Source organism: Paraburkholderia sp. NPDC080076 (assembly GCF_050281145.1).
Classification (GTDB): domain Bacteria; phylum Pseudomonadota; class Gammaproteobacteria; order Burkholderiales; family Burkholderiaceae; genus Paraburkholderia.
In genome coordinates, this window is the sequence record NZ_JBNNWQ010000012.1 from 86,283 (window position 1) to 104,872 (window position 18,590).

General features: G+C 61.2%; 16 protein-coding genes. 9 read left to right on the forward strand and 7 right to left on the reverse strand.

The window, feature by feature from the left end; translation table 11 throughout:
• Positions 1-19 precede the first annotated feature (19 nt).
• The gene (locus ACQKRQ_RS34990) at positions 20-736 is read right to left on the reverse strand and encodes a transporter substrate-binding domain-containing protein (RefSeq protein ID WP_427482095.1); all 717 of its coding nucleotides are present in this window, start codon (positions 734-736) and stop codon (positions 20-22) included.
• 34 nt (positions 737-770) lie between these two features.
• Positions 771-1,814, reverse strand: a complete 1,044-nt coding sequence (locus tag ACQKRQ_RS34995; RefSeq protein ID WP_427482096.1) for a pyridoxal phosphate-dependent aminotransferase — start codon at positions 1,812-1,814, stop codon at positions 771-773.
• A gap of 439 nt (positions 1,815-2,253) precedes the next feature.
• On the opposite strand from ACQKRQ_RS34995, the gene ACQKRQ_RS35000 reads away from it, so the two are divergent.
• The 6 genes from ACQKRQ_RS35000 to ACQKRQ_RS35025 all read left to right on the forward strand — a co-directional run bounded on the left by ACQKRQ_RS35000 (position 2,254) and on the right by ACQKRQ_RS35025 (position 9,514).
• A complete protein-coding gene (locus tag ACQKRQ_RS35000) occupies positions 2,254-3,708 on the forward strand; it encodes a PLP-dependent aminotransferase family protein (RefSeq protein WP_427482098.1) in 1,455 nt (484 codons plus the stop codon).
• Positions 3,709-4,237: 529 nt separating this feature from the next.
• A complete protein-coding gene (locus ACQKRQ_RS35005) occupies positions 4,238-5,218 on the forward strand; it encodes a chromate resistance protein ChrB domain-containing protein (RefSeq protein WP_427482099.1) in 981 nt (326 codons plus the stop codon).
• Positions 5,215-6,387: a chromate transporter gene (locus ACQKRQ_RS35010; RefSeq protein WP_427482100.1), complete on the forward strand. Its 1,173-nt coding sequence runs from the start codon at positions 5,215-5,217 to the stop codon at positions 6,385-6,387. Before ACQKRQ_RS35005 ends, ACQKRQ_RS35010 begins: the two co-directional genes overlap by 4 nt.
• Before the next feature lie 50 nt (positions 6,388-6,437).
• Complete coding sequence (locus tag ACQKRQ_RS35015; RefSeq protein WP_427482101.1) at positions 6,438-7,172, forward strand: superoxide dismutase; 735 nt, start codon at positions 6,438-6,440, stop codon at positions 7,170-7,172.
• A 94-nt stretch (positions 7,173-7,266) separates the two neighbouring features.
• Positions 7,267-8,310, forward strand: coding sequence for a YncE family protein (locus ACQKRQ_RS35020; RefSeq protein WP_427482102.1), 1,044 nt, complete (start codon positions 7,267-7,269; stop codon positions 8,308-8,310).
• Positions 8,311-8,416: 106 nt separating this feature from the next.
• Positions 8,417-9,514 carry a Cj0069 family protein gene (locus tag ACQKRQ_RS35025; RefSeq protein WP_427482103.1) on the forward strand — a complete coding sequence of 366 codons (1,098 nt, stop codon included), beginning with the start codon at positions 8,417-8,419 and terminating at the stop codon, positions 9,512-9,514.
• Between the two features lie 225 nt (positions 9,515-9,739).
• On the opposite strand, the gene ACQKRQ_RS35030 is transcribed toward ACQKRQ_RS35025, so the two are convergent.
• The 3 genes from ACQKRQ_RS35030 to ACQKRQ_RS35040 form a co-directional block, all read right to left on the reverse strand.
• Positions 9,740-10,363: an MlaC/ttg2D family ABC transporter substrate-binding protein gene (locus ACQKRQ_RS35030; RefSeq protein ID WP_427482104.1), complete on the reverse strand. Its 624-nt coding sequence runs from the start codon at positions 10,361-10,363 to the stop codon at positions 9,740-9,742.
• A gap of 261 nt (positions 10,364-10,624) precedes the next feature.
• Positions 10,625-11,224 (reverse strand): NADPH-dependent F420 reductase, encoded by a 600-nt coding sequence (locus ACQKRQ_RS35035; protein WP_427482106.1) that lies wholly within the window; start codon positions 11,222-11,224, stop codon positions 10,625-10,627.
• Between the two features lie 104 nt (positions 11,225-11,328).
• On the reverse strand, positions 11,329-12,063 hold the full coding sequence (locus ACQKRQ_RS35040; protein WP_408178656.1) for an SDR family NAD(P)-dependent oxidoreductase: 735 nt from the start codon (positions 12,061-12,063) through the stop codon (positions 11,329-11,331).
• Positions 12,064-12,192: 129 nt separating this feature from the next.
• On the opposite strand from ACQKRQ_RS35040, the gene ACQKRQ_RS35045 reads away from it, so the two are divergent.
• The gene (locus ACQKRQ_RS35045) at positions 12,193-12,768 is read left to right on the forward strand and encodes a TetR/AcrR family transcriptional regulator (protein ID WP_427482108.1); all 576 of its coding nucleotides are present in this window, start codon (positions 12,193-12,195) and stop codon (positions 12,766-12,768) included.
• A 167-nt stretch (positions 12,769-12,935) separates the two neighbouring features.
• Here ACQKRQ_RS35045 and ACQKRQ_RS35050 read toward each other — a convergent pair whose 3' ends face one another.
• Positions 12,936-13,121, reverse strand: a complete 186-nt coding sequence (locus ACQKRQ_RS35050) for a thiamine pyrophosphate-binding protein (protein WP_427482110.1) — start codon at positions 13,119-13,121, stop codon at positions 12,936-12,938.
• A 193-nt stretch (positions 13,122-13,314) separates the two neighbouring features.
• Here ACQKRQ_RS35050 and ACQKRQ_RS35055 point away from each other — a divergent pair, with 193 nt between their 5' ends.
• On the forward strand, positions 13,315-14,262 hold the full coding sequence (locus ACQKRQ_RS35055) for a LysR family transcriptional regulator (protein WP_427482112.1): 948 nt from the start codon (positions 13,315-13,317) through the stop codon (positions 14,260-14,262).
• A 239-nt stretch (positions 14,263-14,501) separates the two neighbouring features.
• Here the strand turns inward: ACQKRQ_RS35055 and ACQKRQ_RS35060 are convergent, their stop codons facing one another.
• Complete coding sequence (locus ACQKRQ_RS35060) at positions 14,502-16,676, reverse strand: alpha-galactosidase (protein WP_427482113.1); 2,175 nt, start codon at positions 16,674-16,676, stop codon at positions 14,502-14,504.
• Positions 16,677-17,031: 355 nt separating this feature from the next.
• On the opposite strand from ACQKRQ_RS35060, the gene ACQKRQ_RS35065 reads away from it, so the two are divergent.
• Positions 17,032-18,276, forward strand: coding sequence for an MFS transporter (locus ACQKRQ_RS35065; RefSeq protein ID WP_427482115.1), 1,245 nt, complete (start codon positions 17,032-17,034; stop codon positions 18,274-18,276).
• Positions 18,277-18,590 lie beyond the last annotated feature (314 nt).

The following is an 18,590-nucleotide window of genomic DNA, read 5'->3' on the forward strand; positions in this document are numbered from 1 at the left end:
TCCCGCGGACTCGTGCCGCTCAGGCTGCGCTCACGCTGTCGAGTTCCGTCCCTGTGAGACCGTACTTCGCCATGCGAGCACGGTGATCCGCCGAACCGATGTACTTTCGAAGCTGCTCATTCACCGCTTGCAGAAGCGCGTGATTGCTCTGGCTGAACGAGAAGGCGCCGACAGGTGCTACGCTTTCGTTGCTCGTTTCGACCGCAACCCCTTCCAGTTCCCTATTGGCACCCGCCAGGACACGGCTTCCCACTGCCGTGCTCGCGTAGGCGTCAATCTTTCCTGCAAGCAGCGCGTCGATCGCGTGCGGTTGGTCCTTGAACGCCACGATCTGGCTGTCGCTCACGCCCGCCGACATTGCAGCGTCGTACTGAATCGTCCCGGCAACGATCCCGAGCCGGGCGTCGTTCCGCGCCGCGACGGCCCGGTAGCTCGTCAGCGCTTTCGGATTGCCATGACGAAGCAGGAAGCCATCACCCAGCGACCAGACCGGCACACTGAATGCAACGCGCTCCGCTCGCTCGGCCGTCACGAAAATTGGCACGTTCATGTCCCAGCGTCCTTCCTGCACGCCCGGCAGAAGCTCTTCGAACGAGGTCAAATGATGTTCGATCGAGGACACACCGATCGCTCGAAGCACCACATCCGCCAGCTCGATGTCGGCGCCCGTCGCGCAATGATCTTCGCCCGTCCAGTAGAAGGGCGGTTCCTCGAGATACGCGATGCTTACTCTCATAGCAGTACTCCACAAATCCAGGGGTTACGACACGTCAGGCAGTCGTGGCGTCCAGAGCCGACGAGAGCGCGGACAACGCGGATCCGAGGCGCGCTGGCGGCAGATAGCCAAAGCCCAGCCGGAATACACGGCTGCTTTCCCCAAACCATGCTCCGGACGCCAGTTGCAAGTCATGACCCGGCAGCAGATCCCAGAAGCGCGAGGCGGCAGCCTCGTCGAATGCCTCGGAGCGCAGGCGCACGCAGCACAGCGCACCTGCGTCGGGTCGGACCCACTCGACGCGTTCGCGCTCGCTCTCGCACCAGTGCGCCAGTTCCTGGAGAGCGCCGGCGAGCGACCGACGTCGCGACGCGAGTACACCTTCCCTGTGGCGCAGAAGCACAGTGGCGAGCGTCTCGTCGAGCACCGAACCCGAGATCACGGTGTTCATCCTGGCGACGGTCAGACGCGCCCGAAGATCAGCGTCCGCCACCGTGAGCCAGCCTGTTCGTAAGCCCGGCGCGCCGAGCGCCTTCGATACCGACGCGCCGGTGACGATGCGTGCGTCGAGCGCCGCGAAACTGTCGGCCACCGCATCGTCACCATAGGCGGCTTCCCGATAGGTCTCGTCAACGAAAAGTATCGCTTTCGGAGACCGCCTTTCCATCACGACAAGGAGCTTCTCGATGTCGGCACGAGACATCTGAACGCCAGATGGATTTTGTGGCGACGCGATGCTGACAAGCTTTGTCTTTGACGACAGGCGTGCGTCGATCCGATCCAGGTCCAGCCGATAGCCACTCTCGAACGACAGCTTGATCTCGCGTACGTCGACGCCGGCTCCGAGAAGGCAGTCACGGCTCGGCGGAAAGCATGGTGTCGCAAGGACAGCCTCGTCGCCGGACCGGCAGACCTCGAAAGCGAGAAGAAAGAGCCCGAGCGCGGTACCTTGTGTCGTGATGATCTGCCCGGCTGAAACGCCGCAGCCTTCTGAAATGGCTTCGCGCAACGCTAACGACCCAGCGGAGGTTCCGTAGCCGAGTTTCAGATCGCGGATACGGTCGAGACCCGCCAGGTCCAGCAATTCGCCGACCGTCAAGTCTTGCGAAGTGCTCTCCGCCAGATTGAATGGCCGATTCACGTCGAGCAGTGAAATGATCTCGTTGCGAGGAAATCTCCCGCGCCAGGCGAGGGAATTCGCTTCGTTGAAGCCAGGGCGCTGTCTTTCATCGAAATTCTGCTGAAAACTGTTCATGCTCGTGCCTTGCATTTGCTGTGAGTCATTCGCCAGACGATCCGCTGCAAGCCGTCGAACTGCCGGTCCAGCACGGCCTTCGTGGAGGTCACAGCCGTGCACGGGGGCCTTGCTGCGGTACGGCATCCCGGTTCCTCCGGACGCGATCGCAACGTATGCATCGTAGCGTCCCTGGGTCAACCAGAACAGTCACAGTTTTCTGCAGAATGGACCATCACAATTTCCCTTGGCGAGCCAGGGCGTCGCGTCGATAATCAGGGATTACTCCGTTATGAACGCTTCTATGGACACGCCCACTCCGTACCGTTACGAGCAGTTGGCCGAACTCATCGTCGGCATGATCGACAAGGGCGCACTCGCAGCGGGCATGCGGGTGCCATCCGTGCGCGCAGTCAGCGAGCAGCACGGCATCAGCATCTCCACGGCGTTACAGGCATATCGCCTGCTTGAAGATCGCGGCGTCCTCGTCGCGCGTCCGCAGTCGGGCTTCTACGTCGCGGCCGCACGCCGCGGCGTCCTCGCGTTGCCATCGGCCTCGCGGGCGCGCGCGAAGGCGTCGACTGTGTCGATCAGCGGAGCGGTCACAGCGCTTCTCGAGCACGCATCGAATTCGGCGCTCGTCCCCCTTGGCTGCGCCGTGCCCGACGCCGCGCTGCTGCAATCGAAGCGGCTCGATCTCGCGCTCGCGCGCGCCGCACGTCAACATGGCACGCGCTACAACACCTATTGCGCGCCACACGGCGAGCCGCGCCTGCGTCGCGAGATCGCAAAGCGCGCGATGCGCGTCGGGCACACGCTCTCCCCCGACGACGTGCTCGTGACGTGCGGCTGCACCGAGGCGCTGACACTCGCGCTTACGACTGTCACTACGCGTGGCGATACGATCGCGATCGAATCGCCCACATACTTTGGGCTCCTTCACACCATTGAAATGCTCGGCCTGAAGGCGTTCGAGCTGCCAACTCACCCGACGCGCGGTATCGACGTCGGCGCGCTCACACGCCTGCTCGATACAGAACCCGTGGCGGCCTGTGTGCTGTCATCGAGCTTCAACAATCCACTCGGCTCGGCGATGACAGAAGCCGAGAAACGTGCGCTCCTCGCGGTGCTTGCGCGGCATGCCGTACCGCTCATCGAAGACGACGTCTATGGCGACATCCACTTCGGTCGCGAGCGGCCGAAGCCCTTCATCGCGCTCGACGGCGGCGCCAATACGATCTACTGCAGCTCGTTTTCGAAATCCCTTGCGCCGGGATACCGGGTCGGGTGGATGGCGGCGGGCGCCTATACGCAGCAAGTGATGGAGCGCAAGCTCGCGTTCAGCCTCTGCAGCCCGGTCTTGCCGCAGGTTGCACTCGCAGACTTCCTGGAGAGCGGCAGCTACGATTCGCACCTGCGCGGCATCCGCCGAATCTTCGAAGAGAACCTCGCGCGCATGACTCAGACGATCGAGGCAAGCTTTCCCGCCGACACGAAAGTCAGCCGGCCAGCAGGCGGTTTTGTGCTCTGGCTCGAACTGCCAAGACGCTTCGATTCGCGTGCGCTCTTCGACGAGGCACTCGAGCAAGGCATTTGTTTCGCACCAGGCGACGTCTTTTCGGCGAGCCGGCGCTTTCGCAATTGCCTGCGCCTGAGCGCCGGGCATGCCTGGGACGACCGCATAGAGGACGGAGTCCGCCGCCTTGGCCGGCTCGCACGAGCGCAACTCGCGCGCCAGGAGGCATTGGTGAACGGTTAGGCGGGTGACCAAAACCCCGGTTGCTACAGACCAAAACTCAAAAGCCGGTCACACCGTCGATTGCCGAGGTCCGCCTCTGGCCGGTCGCCGCCCGACGTTCCGCACGCGTGAACTTGCAGACCCCGCATCGCGCGTCGGACCGTAGCCGACCCATAAGCGCCAATCGCGCTTTCCTTTCGAACGACCGTTATTCGGCCCAAGACGGCCGCTCAGGCCAGCGCTGCGAGACCAGCGGGCACTCTATTGAGTAGCCTTCGCCATCGCCAAGCGGAGAAGAACGCGCACGCACCCGTAACGACACGCGCCGATTACCCACCCGCGCGCATTTCCCCGACATTCACCGTCATTCACTGAGCCGGCGAGATAGCTCTCGCTTCGTCCGGCTCATGGCCAGTTCGGTTTTGGGCCCTCAGTCGGATACCAGCCACCGGCGTCCGTTCGCCCTTCAGTAATCACGGTCAGTGCTGCCCGCCGAAGTCAAAACAAAAATTGTTTGTAAAGTACGCTACATTTGTGTAGTTTACTTTACATGAATACTCTAACCAACTGGTGCGTCCTCGTTCTGACGTTCCCCACCGAGAACGCCACCGCGCGCATGCGAGCGTGGCGCGCGCTGAAGGCGAAGGGGTGCGCGGTCCTGCGTGACGGCATCTACCTGTTGCCTCACACCGCGGAGCGTGAGGACATGCTCCGCGAACTTGCCGGCAGCATCGACGAAGCCGGCGGCACCGCGCATCTGCTGCGGGCGCCAAGCTCGGACGCGTCGCAGGAAGCGGACTTTCGCGCACTGTTCGACCGGAACGACGACTACGCAACCTTTGTCGCGTCACTGGGCGCTACGCGCAAAACGCTGGGGGGCCTGCCGCCGGCAGACGTCACGCGCTTGCTGCGTCGCCTGCGCAAGGATTACGACGCGATCCGGATGATCGACTACTTTCCGGGTCCCGCATCGACCGACGCCGAAGTCGCCTGGGAAGATTTCGTGGCCCTTGCGGATACGGTCCTGTCGCCGGGCGAGCCGCATGCGGCTGAGCGAGTGATCCGGCCCCTCCCGCGTGACGAATACCAGGCTCGCACGTGGGCAACCCGGCAACGGCTCTGGGTCGATCGCGTCGCGAGCGCATGGCTGATCCGCCGCTTCATCGATCCGAAGGCACGCTTCCTCTGGCTGGCTTCGCCGGAGGCCTGCCCGCCGGACGCGCTCGGCTTCGACTTCGACGGCGCCGCCTTCACACACGTGGGCGAGCGAGTGACGTTTGAGGTGCTGGTCGTGAGCTTCGGCCTCGACGATGACGCGGCGCTGCTTCGGCTCGGTGAAATGGTGCACGCGCTCGATGTTGGCGGAGCACCGGTGCCGGAAGCGATCGGCTTCGAAGCGGTGATGGCCGGCGCGCGGCAACGCGCATTGGACGACGACCAACTGCTCGACGAGATGGGGCGCGTGCTCGATTCGATCTACGCACACTTTGCGACGAGCAAAAAAAATGACAACTCAGAGGGCCGTTCATGAACACCACGACGGCGATCACGCCCGGCTACACGCTCGGCCAGATCGTCCTCTACATGCTGCGGCTCGGCACCTTTGGATTTGGCGGCCCGGTGGCGCTGGTCGGCTACATGCACCGCGACCTCGTCGAGCGACGGGGCTGGATCAGCGAACAGGACTACAAGGAGGGCCTGGCGCTGGCTCAAATGATGCCGGGTCCTCTCGCCGCTCAACTCGGCATTTATCTCGGCTACGTCCATTACCGCGTCGTCGGTGCAACGGTGGCCGGTATCGCTTTCGTCCTGCCGTCGTTCCTGATGGTCGTGGCCCTCGGCTGGGCCTACGCGCAGTTTGGCGGCCTCTCCTGGATGCAGGCAGTCTTCTATGGCGTGGGCGCCGCGGTGGTCGGAATCATCGCGATGAGCGCGTATAAGCTGACCAGGAAGACCGTCGGCAAAGACAGATTGCTGTGGGCGATATTCCTGACGCTCGCGGTCGTTACCGTGGTCACTCAGTCCGAGATCGCGTGGCTCTTTATCGCGGGTGGTTTGATCAACTGGTTCTGGCGTGCCCCACCGAAGTGGCTTGGCAAGGGCGGACTGAATGCGCTTGCCGTGACGCAGGGACCGGGTGTAAGCGGTGTCCTGAGCGGTCTTGACCTGCCGTTGCTCGGCCAGATCGGTCTGTTCTTCGCCAAGGCCGGCGCGTTCGTGTTCGGTTCGGGACTGGCGATCGTGCCGTTCCTCTACGGTGGCGTCGTGACCGAACATCACTGGCTCAACGACAAGCAGTTCGTCGATGCGGTGGCCGTCGCGATGATCACGCCGGGGCCGGTCGTGATCACAGTCGGGTTTATCGGTTACCTGGTCGCGGGATTCCCGGGCGCCTGTGTCGCCGCGCTTGGGACCTTCCTGCCCTGCTACCTGTTCACCGTGCTGCCAGCGCCGTACTTCAAGAAATACGGCAGGTTACCTGCCGTCAAGGCGTTCGTTGATGGCATTACTGCGGCGGCCGTGGGTGCGATCACCGGCTCAGTCATTGTCATCGCGCGGCGCTCCATCGTCGACTGGCCGACTGTTGTGCTTGCGCTTGTGACGGTCGTATTGCTCTGGCGATTCAAGAAGCTGCAGGAGCCGGTGATTGTCGTTGCGGCTGCCCTGTTTGGTCTTGCTGTCTATCCGCTTATCCACTAGCACGCCATCTGACGGCACGCGCGTGCGCGCATTCTACGAGGAACGTAATCATGGCAACACGTCGTACCTTCCTGCACAACACCGCTGCGGTGGGCGCGGGAATCATGCTGGCCCAGGCGCAAACCGTGCGTGCCGCAGAAGAGCCCGGTTATACCGACAAGCTCACGGACGCGGACGGCAAGTATGCCGCTGGACCGCTGCCATTCGCCTACGACGCGCTAGAACCCGTCATCGATGCGCGCACGGTCGAACTGCACTACAACTTTCACCACAAGCCTGCTGTCGCTGCCGCGAACAAGGCTGAAGACGGTCTCGCGAAAGCGCGGGACTCAAACGACTTCGCGCTGGTGAAGTTCTATGAGAAAGAACTCGCGTTCCAGCTGTCGAGCCACATCCTGCACAGCATTTACTGGACCAGCATCTCGGGTAAAGGCGGTGAACCGAAGGGCGAACTGGCCAAAGCGATCGACAGGAATTTCGGTTCGTATGCGAAGTTCAAGGCCCAACTGGCGGCGGCAACGATTGCAGTGGAAGCATCCGGCTGGGGTGTCGTTGGCTATCATCCCGCGACGGGCAAGCTCATGATCCTGCAGTGCGAGAACCATCAGAAGCTGACCGCCTGGGGCATCCAGCCCATCCTCATCCTCGATGTTTTCGAGCACGCGTACTACCTGAAGTACCAGAACCGGCGCAACGAATACGTCAATCAGCTTTTTAGCCTCATCAACTGGGACAACGCCGCCATGCGGATGCAGGCAGCGGTGCCTGCTCGGAGGATGACGTGAACTGGATGATGCGTGAGCTGGCGAAGACGACGATTGAACGAGCGCCGCTCGCAAAGCATAGTTGCACGGTGAACACGCTGAGGAAACTCGCGTTATGAATGCACTTTGGACTCGGCCTGCTGCTCGTTGGCTGCTTTCTGTAGCGTGCGCTATTGTTGCCGCGCTGGGGGGCGTTGCGTTCCCAGCGTCGGGTGCGGACAACGGTCTTGAAATGGGTGGCCTGCCGTTGAGACAACTCGCCGACGTTCCGCTGGGCGGACGGCCGACCCGACTCGACTACGAAAGCTTCGATCCGGAACGCCACCTGCTGTACATCGCCCATCTGGGCGACGATGAGGTCATCGTGTTCGACACGCGCGCCGGTCGCGTCACCGGCCGGATTCCAGACGTGGCCACTGTGCATGGCGTACTGACGGTTCCGGAATTGTCACGCGTGTATGCGTCGGCCACCGGCTCAAATGAGATCGTCGCGATTGACGAAGCCACACTAAAGATCACGGCGCGCATGCCGGGCGGCCGTTATCCCGATGGCATGGCCTACGCGCCCGACGCGCACAAACTCTACGTGTCCGACGAAACGGGCGAAACCGAGACGGTGATTGACGTTCGCTCCAACACGCGGGTTGCAACGATCCCGCTCGGCGGTGAAGCCGGCAACACCCAGTACGATGCGGTTTCCCGACACATCTTCGTGAACGTTCAGTCTCGGCGGCAACTGCTCGAAATCGACCCAGCCACGGACCGGATCATCACACGGATCGATCTGCCGGGCGCGCAGGGCAATCACGGACTGCTGATCGAACCGCAGCAACGGCTTGCTTTCATCGCTTGCGAAGGCAATGACAAGCTGCTGGTACTCGACATGCCCACGATGCGGGTCACGTCATCGTTCGATGTCGGAGAGGATCCGGACGTCCTGGCCTTCGACCCGCAACTGCATCTGCTCTATGTCGCTGGCGAAGCCGGGATCGTCTCGATGTTCAAAGCCGAAGCGGGCAACGTGTCGAAGATCGGTGACGGTCGTGTCGGCCTCAATGCGCACGTTGTCGCAGTAGATGACTCAACGCATCGTGCCTACTTCCCGCTTAAAAATGTTCAGGGGCAAGCAATGTTGCGCATTATGGCCCCACAAGGCTGAGGCGATAAAGACAACGGAGTCGGAATGGGTAGTACCAACCCTGGCCGATCGCGAAGTTGTTCGCGCTCAAGTTCCCCCCTGGATGCAGGCGCGTGTGGAGGATGAGATGAGTCAAACTAAAACTGCCGCCAAGGTGGCCATACTGTGGCGCGGTGATCATGAAGCGCGCAAAAATGCGACACCGGCGAACAATCGCTTTTATCGCGTCTTCGAAGAACTGACGGCGATCGGTATTCAGGTGGAACCCGCTGTCTATTCCGACGAGATAGTGGATGAAGTGCGTGAGCAACTCTTGAAGGTCGACGGCGTACTGGTATGGGTTGATCCGATTCACGACGGGCAGACCCGTGTGGCTCTCGACGCCATGCTGCGGGAGGTGGCGTCGCGTGGACCCTGGGTCAGCGCCCACCCTGACGTCATCCTGAAAATGGGCGTCAAGGAAGTTCTGCATCGCACCCGGAATCTCAGCTGGGGAACGGATACCCATCTCTATCGCGACAGATCTGCGTTCCAGTCTGAGTTCCCGTCTCGCCTTGAATCGGCGGGGCCGCGCGTTCTCAAACAAAACAGGGGCAATGGTGGTCAGGGGATCTGGAAAGTCGAGCAGATCTCGCCGCCTGGCGGCGATGCGGTATTGGTTCGCGTGCTGCATGCACGCCGAGGGAGCGTGCCGGAAGAGATAACGCTGCACGATTTCATGGCGCGCTGCGAGGCATACCTCACGCCTGACGGCTGCATTGTTGACCAACCCTTTCAGTCACGCCTTCCCGACGGGATGATTCGCTGCTACATGGGAGCCGACAAGGTTGTCGGGTTCGGACACCAGTTGATCAAGGCGCTGATATCGCCACCACCGGAAGGCCATGACTCTGACGCTGCGCAGCCCGGGCCACGTATCATGCACTCCGCCTCGGCCGAGCCGTTCCAAGTCCTCAGAGCGAAAATGGAACTCGAATGGACGCCGCAAATGATGGATATCCTGAACATCGACAGCGCTTCGCTGCCGATTATCTGGGATGCTGACTTCCTTTACGGACCGCGCACCGAATCGGGCGAGGATACCTACGTACTCTGTGAGATCAACGTCAGTTCAGTTTTCGCCATACCGGACCAGGCGCCGGCAGCAATCGCCCGTCTGACGAAGGAACGTCTGCGGAAAAATAGTCATCGAACTGGAGTTCCCACCGGATGGCGAGCAGCATGATTTGTGCAGCAAAAGGCGCCGTCGAAGCTCGGGGAAACGGGGGAGTCGCTGCGGTTGGGCAGGATCGCCAAAGCCATGAAAGTCCGTTCGAGCGCACACTTCGGTCATTCGCGAAGCCCTATTGATTGACCGTAGATGGCCGCCCTCTGAATATCCAAACGATTTGCGGGCGAATGACGGGTCACGGCCCGGTAAGCGCCCGCCGCCATGATACCCAGCGATCACTTACTGCTTGCCGGAAGCGAGCTGCTGGTTGCGCTCAGCAAGAAACCGGATCAGACCGTCAACACCGCTTTCCTTGATCTTGTCACTGAACTGCTGCCGATATGTCTGGATTAGCCAGACGCCGAGCACATTCAGGTCATACAACCGCCAGCCCTGCGGCGTGCTGTACAGCCGGTAGTCGATCTCCGCTGGTTCGCCGTTCCTGGTTGCAACCGTGCGCACCACCACGTCCGTATCGGTTGGAGCGATGTGGATCGGCGGGTAGTCGATCCGTTGGTCTGGACGGAGCTGACCGATAGCACCCGAATAGGTGTGGATCAGGAGCATCTTGAACTGTTCGACCAGTTGCTGCTGCTGCGCGGGCGTAGCCGTCCGCCAGTAACGGCCCATCGCCAGTGACGTGGTGCGGTGAAAATCGGTGTAGGGAAGAATGTCCCGGTTTACGATATCAATGATGCGAGGAATATCGTCTGGCGCGATCGCTCTGGTCCGCACCTCGTCGAGTATCTGTTGCGTCGCGGTCTTGATCAGCAGCTGAGGCTCAGATTGGTCGACTTGCGCGTACGCCGCACCGCCGAACGACAACAGCGCTGCGCAAAGAGTCAGTAGAGAAAGTGTCTTCATGTGCAGAATCCTGGCTGGACGCGTTGACTTGCTGCTACGAAGTATCCTCCATCTACGCCCGAATGCGTCGCGGCAGCACTCGTCGCTGTTTCAAGTCCGAACGGACATCCGTCTGCGTCACTTCTGCCGTACGGGCGCTCGTAGCCGACGAGTCGCCAGCGGCCATCATGCACTCGCTCAGAGGCACTAACCGAATCCCGGTCAGATCACCAGCACGCGTTTAGCGATGCGCGTGGCCGCTGTCTTCGTCGTGAGGCGCCGCTATTTGAACTTGACGAGATCCTTGAAGATCAGTTGCCCCCAGGTATTCCCCCTACCTTGGACAAGCAAGCCGCCATCCTTGAGCGGTCCCAGCGCAATCGGCGCGAAACCGAGTTGTTCGGCCAAAGCAGCGACCGGTGCCACCGCATTTTCGTGATCGCTCGACAAAAACACGACGCGGCTCCCGCCATTCACGCTTGGATCAGCGGCCAGAACGGCAGCGGGCAGATGGTTAAAGCCCTTTACGAACCTGGCGCCGGTGAACGCTTTGGCGACAACCGCGGCCGACGGCTGACCTTCCAGGTCTGCAACGGGAACACCGTAAGCATTGGTCGTATCGATGATTGTCTTGCCCTGCCAGGTTGGGATCTGCTTCGCGACTTCGCGATGTTCCCAGAACGGAACCGCCAGGAAGATCGTGTCGGACGCGATTGCATCCTGCAGCGTCCCGGGGACAACGGTGCGGCCAATCGCTTGTGCCTGCGGCATCAACGTCTCGGGAGAGCGCCGGCTGGCGACGGTCACATCGATGTTCTTTCTTGCAAACGCTCGGGCGAGTGCCTGACCTATCGCGCCAAAGCCAATAATTGAATAGCTCATGCGAACTCTCCATTCCGTATTGACAAGGAATCCATATTTATCGACACAAATCGGATCATCTTCGTCGAGTTGACAGGTGCTTCTACACGCTTTTCGGCGCGATTTCAGATGGCCGAGAAGCCGCCGTCGACAGACAACTCCACCCCATTCACGAAGCTCGAATCGTCTGAAGCAAGAAACAGCGCGACCGTCGCAATTTCCTCAGGACGACCCATCTTTCCCCGCGGAATCAGGGATTCGAACATCCGCTTAGCCTCCTCGGTGAGAACCTGGTCCTGCATCGGTGTGGCGATCGGCCCCGGGCTCAGCACGTTCACCCGGATATTCCTACCCTTCAGTTCGTTAAGCCAGGTGCGTGCGAATGAGCGCAACGCCGCCTTGCTCGCCGAATACACGCCATAACCAGGAAAGCCTTTCACCGAAGCAACGGACCCGGTCATGAAGATCGATCCGCCATCGTTGAACAGCGGCAACGCCTTCTGAACCGCAAACAGCGTTCCGCGCGTATTCAAACCGAAGATCGCATCGAAGTGCTGCTCGGTAATCTCGCCCAGAGGGACAGCTTCGCCCGTGCCTGCGCTCGCGAACAGGATGTCGATCTTGCCCTTTTCCCGTTTGACTGTATCGAACAGGCGGTCGAGGTCGTCCAGATTGGCCGCGTCGCCGCGCACGCCGGTCACGTTCCGGCCAATCAGCTTGACGGCCTCGTCGAGCGCCTCCTGCCTGCGGCCCGTGATGAAAACATAGGCGCCTTCTTCAACGAACCGCTTGGCGCTCGCCAGCGCCATGCCGCTCGATCCACCCGTGACGACTGCAACCTTACCCTCAAGCTTTCCCATGACATCTCCTTTCGTGGTGTCGGACAGCGTCTCTGTTCCAATTTGCACAAATGCGCTGTATCTTATGGATCAGTGATCCATATCCCGATTGAAATATATGGATCACCGATCCATTTGTCAAGGAAAGTTATGCGGGCCGACGCCAGAAAAAATTACAATCACCTGCTTGCAGTCGCTCGTGACGTCGTCACCGAGAATGGCGCCGATGCGTCCATGCGTGACATCGCCCGCCGGGCCGAGGTCGGGTTGGCCACAGTGTTGCGTCATTTCCCGACGCGAGAAGCCTTGTTCGAAGCGTTGCTGCGTGCGAATCTGGACGCACTGACGCAAAAGGCGGGCGAACTCGAAACGTCGAATCCGCCGGGCGAAGCGCTTGTGTCCTGGTTTCGCGAAGGGGTCGCATTCGTTCATAGCTATAGCGGCGTTGTCGCCTTGATGGCGAGCGCCCACGCGGACCCGCACTCCGCGCTTTACGCTTCTTGCACAGCGGTGCATGAAGCGGGCGAGCGACTACTGCGCCGCGCTCAGGGCGACGGAACGGCACGCGCCGATATGGATGGGGTAGATCTGTTCGCCCTGATGTCGGCGCTCGGCTGGCTCGTCGACCAACCCTCATTCGCGTCACGGGCCGATCATCTCCTTCACGTTATTACGAGCGCCATCCTGACAAATCGGCTTGGCAACGATATCAAGAAGGCAACTTAACAGAGCGCAACGAATTGTTGTCTGCATTGAGTCGGATGGCGTCCTCTATGACCGGCGCCGGAGACTCTATGCACAAACGTCCTGGCAAAGGTGACGAATGCACTGATCGTGTCGGGCGTTTTGAGCGGCTGTTATCCGCCGGGCTGGACAGCAGGACCACGGAGGACTCAACCAGGCACGGCGTGTATAGGGGCCGACACAGCGTTGGCGTGCCCGGAACCGCCCGTGATCGCGGCCACGCCTACTCTGCCGGCCATCCGCGCCAGTGAGTCGGCCATGTGACCGGTGGCGGCCTCGTGCCTCGTATGTATCAGCTTGATTCCTGTCTCGAAGGACGCGCCGAAGACCGGCATGATGTGATTGCGCTAGACCGTGAGAATCAGCCTGACTCCATTCCGAAGCATAGTCTGTGGAGTCAGGTCTGCGCCACGAGTCTCTGTCATTAATTACTCTCAAGTCACCCGGACCGGCGGCGTCGAAAAAGTAGCATCGTCCTCACGTGATACCTTTTTCGCATCTCCTCATCAACCCTCGGACGGTGATGTCATGAAGCGATCTCCTGCGGCACTGCAACGAAGTCATATCGAAGCCCTGATCGCCATCGGTGATGGTGGCTCGGTACATCGCGCTGCGCGCAGTCTTGGCGTTGCGCAACCGGTGCTCTCACGGCTGCTCGCCGATGCGGAAAGCCGGCTGGGAACACGACTCTTCGAACGGTCGAGCCAAGGAAGCCAGCCCACGTTGCTCGGCGAAACCGTGCTCGCGCAAGCGCGCTCCGTGATGCGCGCGATGGACCGGCTGAGCGCGAGCGCCGCGTCCGCGCGGTTGCCGGTCCGGCTCGGTTGCATACCCCGCGCAATGCATACGCTGATCCCGCCGCTCTATGCGCGGATGTACGCAGGGACGCACGCAGACGATCCAGCGGGCACCGACGACACGGCATTCCGCTGTAAGGTGATCGAGGGCAGCTCGACTATGCTGTTTGAGCTACTGGAGGCAGGCGAACTCGATTTCGCGATCCTGCGCTGCGCCAGCACGGTGAAGAGCGACGAGGTGAAGATCGAACGTCTGTATGCGGAGCGCACCGTAATCGTCTGTTCAAACCACCATCCTGTGTTATCCGCGAGGCCGCTGCGGCTTGCCGACCTGGCTGCGCTCGACTGGACGCTCCCGCATGCCGACACGACCTCGCGTGTCGCCTTCGATCTATTCTGGACGCGACGTCGTCTGCCGCCGATCGAGCCGGTGCTCGAGACACGCTCGTTCGAGTCGAATATCGAAGTGGTGGCACACACGCGGCTGCTGTCGATCGCGCCGGAGTCGATCGCCCGGCGCTACATGCGCTTCGGCATGCTGAGCATTCTGGAGATCGAGAGCGCGTTGCCATCGAGCCCGATCATGCTCGGCTCGCGGCTAACGGCGCGCGAAGAACCCGTGTTGAAGCGCTTTCGCAAGCTGCTGCAGGAAACGGCGGGCGAGTTGGCTTTGGGCTGAGTGGTGCTCGATTGCTTCTGTGATGGGACGTATCGTCCTTTGAAACTGCGAGCAGCAATCTGATCGTCCCCGCGTTGCCGCCGGCGACGCATCTTGTATTCCGCATGCCTTGAAAATCGCTATCGTGAGAGGTAGTAGCGCGCTGCGGCCTCACACATAGCGCACCCAACGCTGCGCGTCTCCCTAGTTTGAGGTTTGCGCCGCCGCAAGACACGGCGGCGCAGGTCTTTCAACTGAAGCTACTGCGCTGCCGGCGCGCCGACGCCATCAATGTCCGGTGCCCAACCCGAAGGGTTCGAGAAGATCAGCGCGTTCGCGTTGCCCGACTTGAATGTGCCCGTCACAGCGAGAGTCGAGATGGTGCTCCACCCACCGCTCGGCGGAAACGACACAGTGACAGGCGTTGATCCGTTAAAGCTGATGTCCGCGGAGCGCGGCGCCGAGTCGCCGTTCGCATAGCCCACCAACACGGTGTAGGTGCCGTCCGCGGGAACACTAATGTTGTTGATCGTCAACGTCCCGCCGTTGCCAACATAGCCGACGTCCGAGCCGCCCGAACAAACGCTGCATGCCGAAATGCGCGCGCCACCGGCGAGTACGCTGCTCGAAGCTTCTGCCTCGTAGGCGGCCTTGAACGGCGGAAGCGTCACCGGGCCGGCGACGACAGAGACTGTGCCAATGTCGGGCGCAGCCGCGGTGCTGTCCGCGCTCGACAGCGTCAGCGAGTTACCCCCGGGCTGCAGCGGCACGTAGACCGTGACCGTGCCAACGCGCCCTTCGCCGCCGGTCGGCGGAAACGCCACTGTGGTCGTCTGGCCGCCGTTCGTCGAAAGTTGTGCGGTCAACGTGTCGCGAGAGCGGTTCGCATATGCAATCTCGACGTAGCCGCCGGTGCCGGTCGATGCGACGTTGCCGAAGGTTACCGTGCCAAGTCCCCGAACGATCCTGCCGCCGTCGCAGTCCGGGCAGTGCGTATACGATGCACCACCGCCAAGTGAAGTCGGCTGGTAGTTCTTCGCGGCGACGTCCTGTCCGCTTACCGAGAGCATCACGGCGCCGCCCGCCGGCACCGAGGGTGCCGTATACGAAGTGACGAACGAGCCGAGTTGCTTGCCGGCCCACAGATCACGCACCATCGCGCGCGCGTTTGGCACCAAGCCGAGTTGCTGCCACGTGATCGTCATCGGCGCGTCCGTCGTGCCATTGTTGAACAGCACGACAGCACGCTGCCCCTGGCCGGCGAGAAGCTTCGCCCACACCTGCTGTGCGCCGGATTGTGCGACCTTTACACCTTGTGTGCCAAGCGGGTCCTGGTCGACTGCAATGACGTCGGTGTTGGTCGTCAACTGCGTGGTATCCGCGGTCAGCGGCTTCGACAGGTCGGCGCCAAGAATCAGCGGTGCGCCGGCGATCGCCCACAGGCTCATGTGCGCCTGATCGTGAACCGCCGTCATGCCCATGCCGACCACCATCATGTCGGGGTCGTTGTAGAAGCCAGTGTGCTGGGCCTCGGGGTGATAGTTGCCAAGAAAGTTGCCGGTCACGCTGCCGAAGTTCGGCGCGCCGCTGTTCGGCCCATAGATGTCCCCCGTCGTTCTCCACATCCGGCCAACCCCGGCGGCCCACGCCCACGGTCCCTCGTTGAAGTCGGGGTACGTGCTGTTGCTGGCGATGGTTCCCCAGTCGCAGATGCTGAGCGTCACGCGGTGGCCGGTCTGCACGTATGCCTTGTCGATCGCATCGGCGATGGCTGTATAGGCTTGCTGCGGATCATAGCCGGCTGCGCCGCCCCCGCAGAAGTCGACCTTCACGAAGTCGAATCCCCACTGCGCGAACTGCAGGAAGTCGTGATCGTAGTGCGCGAAGTCGCTACCGACGAAATGCGTGCCGTTGGTTCGCGTGCCGCAACCCTGCGGGCCGGCGTCGATGTAGATGCCCGCTTTCAGTCCCTTGCTGTGGATGTATTGCGCGATGGCCTGCATGCCGCCCGGCCATTGGGTGTTGTCGATGACGAAGTTGCCGTTGGCATCCCTCGCCCCTGAGGTCCACCAGCCTTCATCGGTGTTCACGTACTCGTATTGCGCGCCGGCTTTTAGCTGCGCATTCAGTGCGGAAAGGCCATCGGCTTCGGCCTTGATCGTGTTGTAATTCACGTTCTCGGCAAGGCTATTCCATGACGACCATCCCATTGGCGGCGGCACCACGGCGATTTGACGCGAGGGGCGGCGGCTTTGCTGCGCCGCGGATTCGCTTTGCGCGGCAGAGGCCGCCGTGGCTTGTTGACTCTTCGCCGAGGCGACGGCCCCGCTACCGCCCGGCGCATCGCCACCACAACCCGACAAGCCCAGCGACACACTCACGGTTAATGCGGTTAACAGCGAAAAGGCACAACGTCTGTACACGAGCAGGTTCATGTCTGTCTCCTGGTTGAACGCTTGACTCTTGCGGCAGGGCTGTTTTCGGGAGTGACTATATTCAGGTCCGCTCAGGAACTCCAAAAACTTTTTTGTTATCCCAGCACGTGGGAATATTTAGGGTTACAGAAATTTATGCGTAGAAGATAAAATCGAATGACCGCAATAAACGAGCACACGGACTGCTGAAGCGTTTGCAGTTTCAAGCCTCAGTCCGTTGTTTCGGCAATGCGGAAGTGACCAGTTCAACCTGGCTATAGCAATCGGGAAGCGGTCGCGATAGTCTCCAGTGTGCGGGCCGCACGGACCATCGCTGCCGAGCAAGTTCAGGAACATAACGGGGGGGCGGTTCACAATGTCTGACCAACGCGGTAGTCAATCTGTCACGATGTCTGACCGAACCGGTAGTAAATCTGCATTGCGTCAAGTTGCAGCTTCGAGGCTTTTTCTTGGCGCAACCATTGCGATGTTTTTGTCGGGTCTCGGCGCGTCGGCGGCTGCACCACAGATCGTTCTGTTCCTGGTGAAGGAACTCGGCGCCTCGCTGCCGTTGGCAGGATTCTATTACCTGACCAGCCTTGCAGCTCCAGTCGCGGGGTATTTCGTCGGCCGCTACTCTGATCACACAGGGAATCGCCTCGGTCTTTTTCGCATGTGTGCTGTGGCGGGCTTTGTGGGCTGGGCAGGGCTGGCCGTCTCTACTTCGGTCTGGATACCCTTCATCATTGCGGTCGCTTTGCTGGCCGTTTCCGGTGCTACCGCCTCGCAGATTTTTGCGGCTGTCCACGATGAACTCAGCGACAAGCCCGACGACGCAAATGAAAGTGTCGTTGCCATCATCCGTATGGCGCTTACCGGCGGATGGATCGTCGGGCCTGTCCTGGGAGCGTGGGTAGCGGCTGCCTATGGCCTGCGCCCCATGCTCTGGATGACCGCCATCTGCATGCTTTTACAGATCGCACCTCTCGGAACGCTGAACCCAACCGTCAAGATCAAGCCGGCGTCGGCGAGCGAGCCCGCGCGTCACTCCAGCCTACGTGCCATGCTTCCACTCCTGACGTTCACAGGACTCTTCGTCATGCTCTACGCGGGGGAGCCAGTGAAGTATGGATTCCTGCTGATCTACATGGAAGAACGCCTCAAGCTAGGCCCGGCCGTACGTGGAGCAGTCATCGGGACACAGCCATTCATCGAGCTGATCATCATGCCTTTCAGCATCGGGCTGGGCCGCAAGCTTGGCAACATATGGTTGATGTGTATCGCGGCCGCCATGGGGGTGTTTGCCAATCTTTGCTTTGCGCTCTGGTCGTCTGCAGCGGGCATGTTCGCCGGACAGATCCTCATGGGAGGTGTTTGGGGCATATTTATGGTTCTGGGCATCATCGTCGCTCAACGCCTGCTTCCCAACGCGGTAGCGACGGCGTCGGCAATCTTCATGAGCTCGACGGCCCTCGCCTCGGCGTTAGGAGGCATCGCGAGCGGTCTTGGCGTCGCATTCCTGGGCCTTCCCCATGTCTTCCTGCTGCCCGCACTCTTCGCGGGTATAGCAGTTATTGGACTGGCATTGATGGCACGCACCGAAAGCTTCAAGGTGTATTGATCTCGGGTCGGTCCCTTCGCGCGCTTCACTGTGCCGTTAAGGCAGTCCTTCGACGGCGCGGGCTGCTCCGCGGATATATGACGCGGCACGCAGTATTTGCGAGTTTGGCTCCATTTGTCTCGCCAGCGCGTTGAGTAACCCCAGGCGAGTTCGAAGGCGGCGTTCCCCTTGTCGGGCAGTTCGCATACGCGCTCGAGCAAAGATGCAGCGTCCGGTTCTGATCGAGAACACGCCGTTGATTGCGAGGACAGGAACGTCTGAGTTGGATCGGGAGCGCTCAATCGCTGACGGTGGGACCTGACATTCGCGGCCAT

Coding starts and splice junctions, on each gene's coding strand:
- ACQKRQ_RS35000 (WP_427482098.1), top strand. CDS start 2,254: ATGGACACGCCCACTCCGTACCGTTACGAGCAGTTGGCCGAACTCATC.
- ACQKRQ_RS35035 (WP_427482106.1), bottom strand. CDS start 11,224: ATGAGCTATTCAATTATTGGCTTTGGCGCGATAGGTCAGGCACTCGCC.
- ACQKRQ_RS35050 (WP_427482110.1), bottom strand. CDS start 13,121: ATGCCGGTCTTCGGCGCGTCCTTCGAGACAGGAATCAAGCTGATACAT.
- ACQKRQ_RS35060 (WP_427482113.1), bottom strand. CDS start 16,676: ATGAACCTGCTCGTGTACAGACGTTGTGCCTTTTCGCTGTTAACCGCA.
- ACQKRQ_RS35025 (WP_427482103.1), top strand. CDS start 8,417: ATGAGTCAAACTAAAACTGCCGCCAAGGTGGCCATACTGTGGCGCGGT.
- ACQKRQ_RS35045 (WP_427482108.1), top strand. CDS start 12,193: ATGCGGGCCGACGCCAGAAAAAATTACAATCACCTGCTTGCAGTCGCT.
- ACQKRQ_RS35005 (WP_427482099.1), top strand. CDS start 4,238: ATGAATACTCTAACCAACTGGTGCGTCCTCGTTCTGACGTTCCCCACC.
- ACQKRQ_RS35040 (WP_408178656.1), bottom strand. CDS start 12,063: ATGGGAAAGCTTGAGGGTAAGGTTGCAGTCGTCACGGGTGGATCGAGC.
- ACQKRQ_RS35030 (WP_427482104.1), bottom strand. CDS start 10,363: ATGAAGACACTTTCTCTACTGACTCTTTGCGCAGCGCTGTTGTCGTTC.
- ACQKRQ_RS35020 (WP_427482102.1), top strand. CDS start 7,267: ATGAATGCACTTTGGACTCGGCCTGCTGCTCGTTGGCTGCTTTCTGTA.
- ACQKRQ_RS35010 (WP_427482100.1), top strand. CDS start 5,215: ATGAACACCACGACGGCGATCACGCCCGGCTACACGCTCGGCCAGATC.
- ACQKRQ_RS35065 (WP_427482115.1), top strand. CDS start 17,032: ATGTCTGACCAACGCGGTAGTCAATCTGTCACGATGTCTGACCGAACC.
- ACQKRQ_RS35015 (WP_427482101.1), top strand. CDS start 6,438: ATGGCAACACGTCGTACCTTCCTGCACAACACCGCTGCGGTGGGCGCG.
- ACQKRQ_RS35055 (WP_427482112.1), top strand. CDS start 13,315: ATGAAGCGATCTCCTGCGGCACTGCAACGAAGTCATATCGAAGCCCTG.
- ACQKRQ_RS34990 (WP_427482095.1), bottom strand. CDS start 736: ATGAGAGTAAGCATCGCGTATCTCGAGGAACCGCCCTTCTACTGGACG.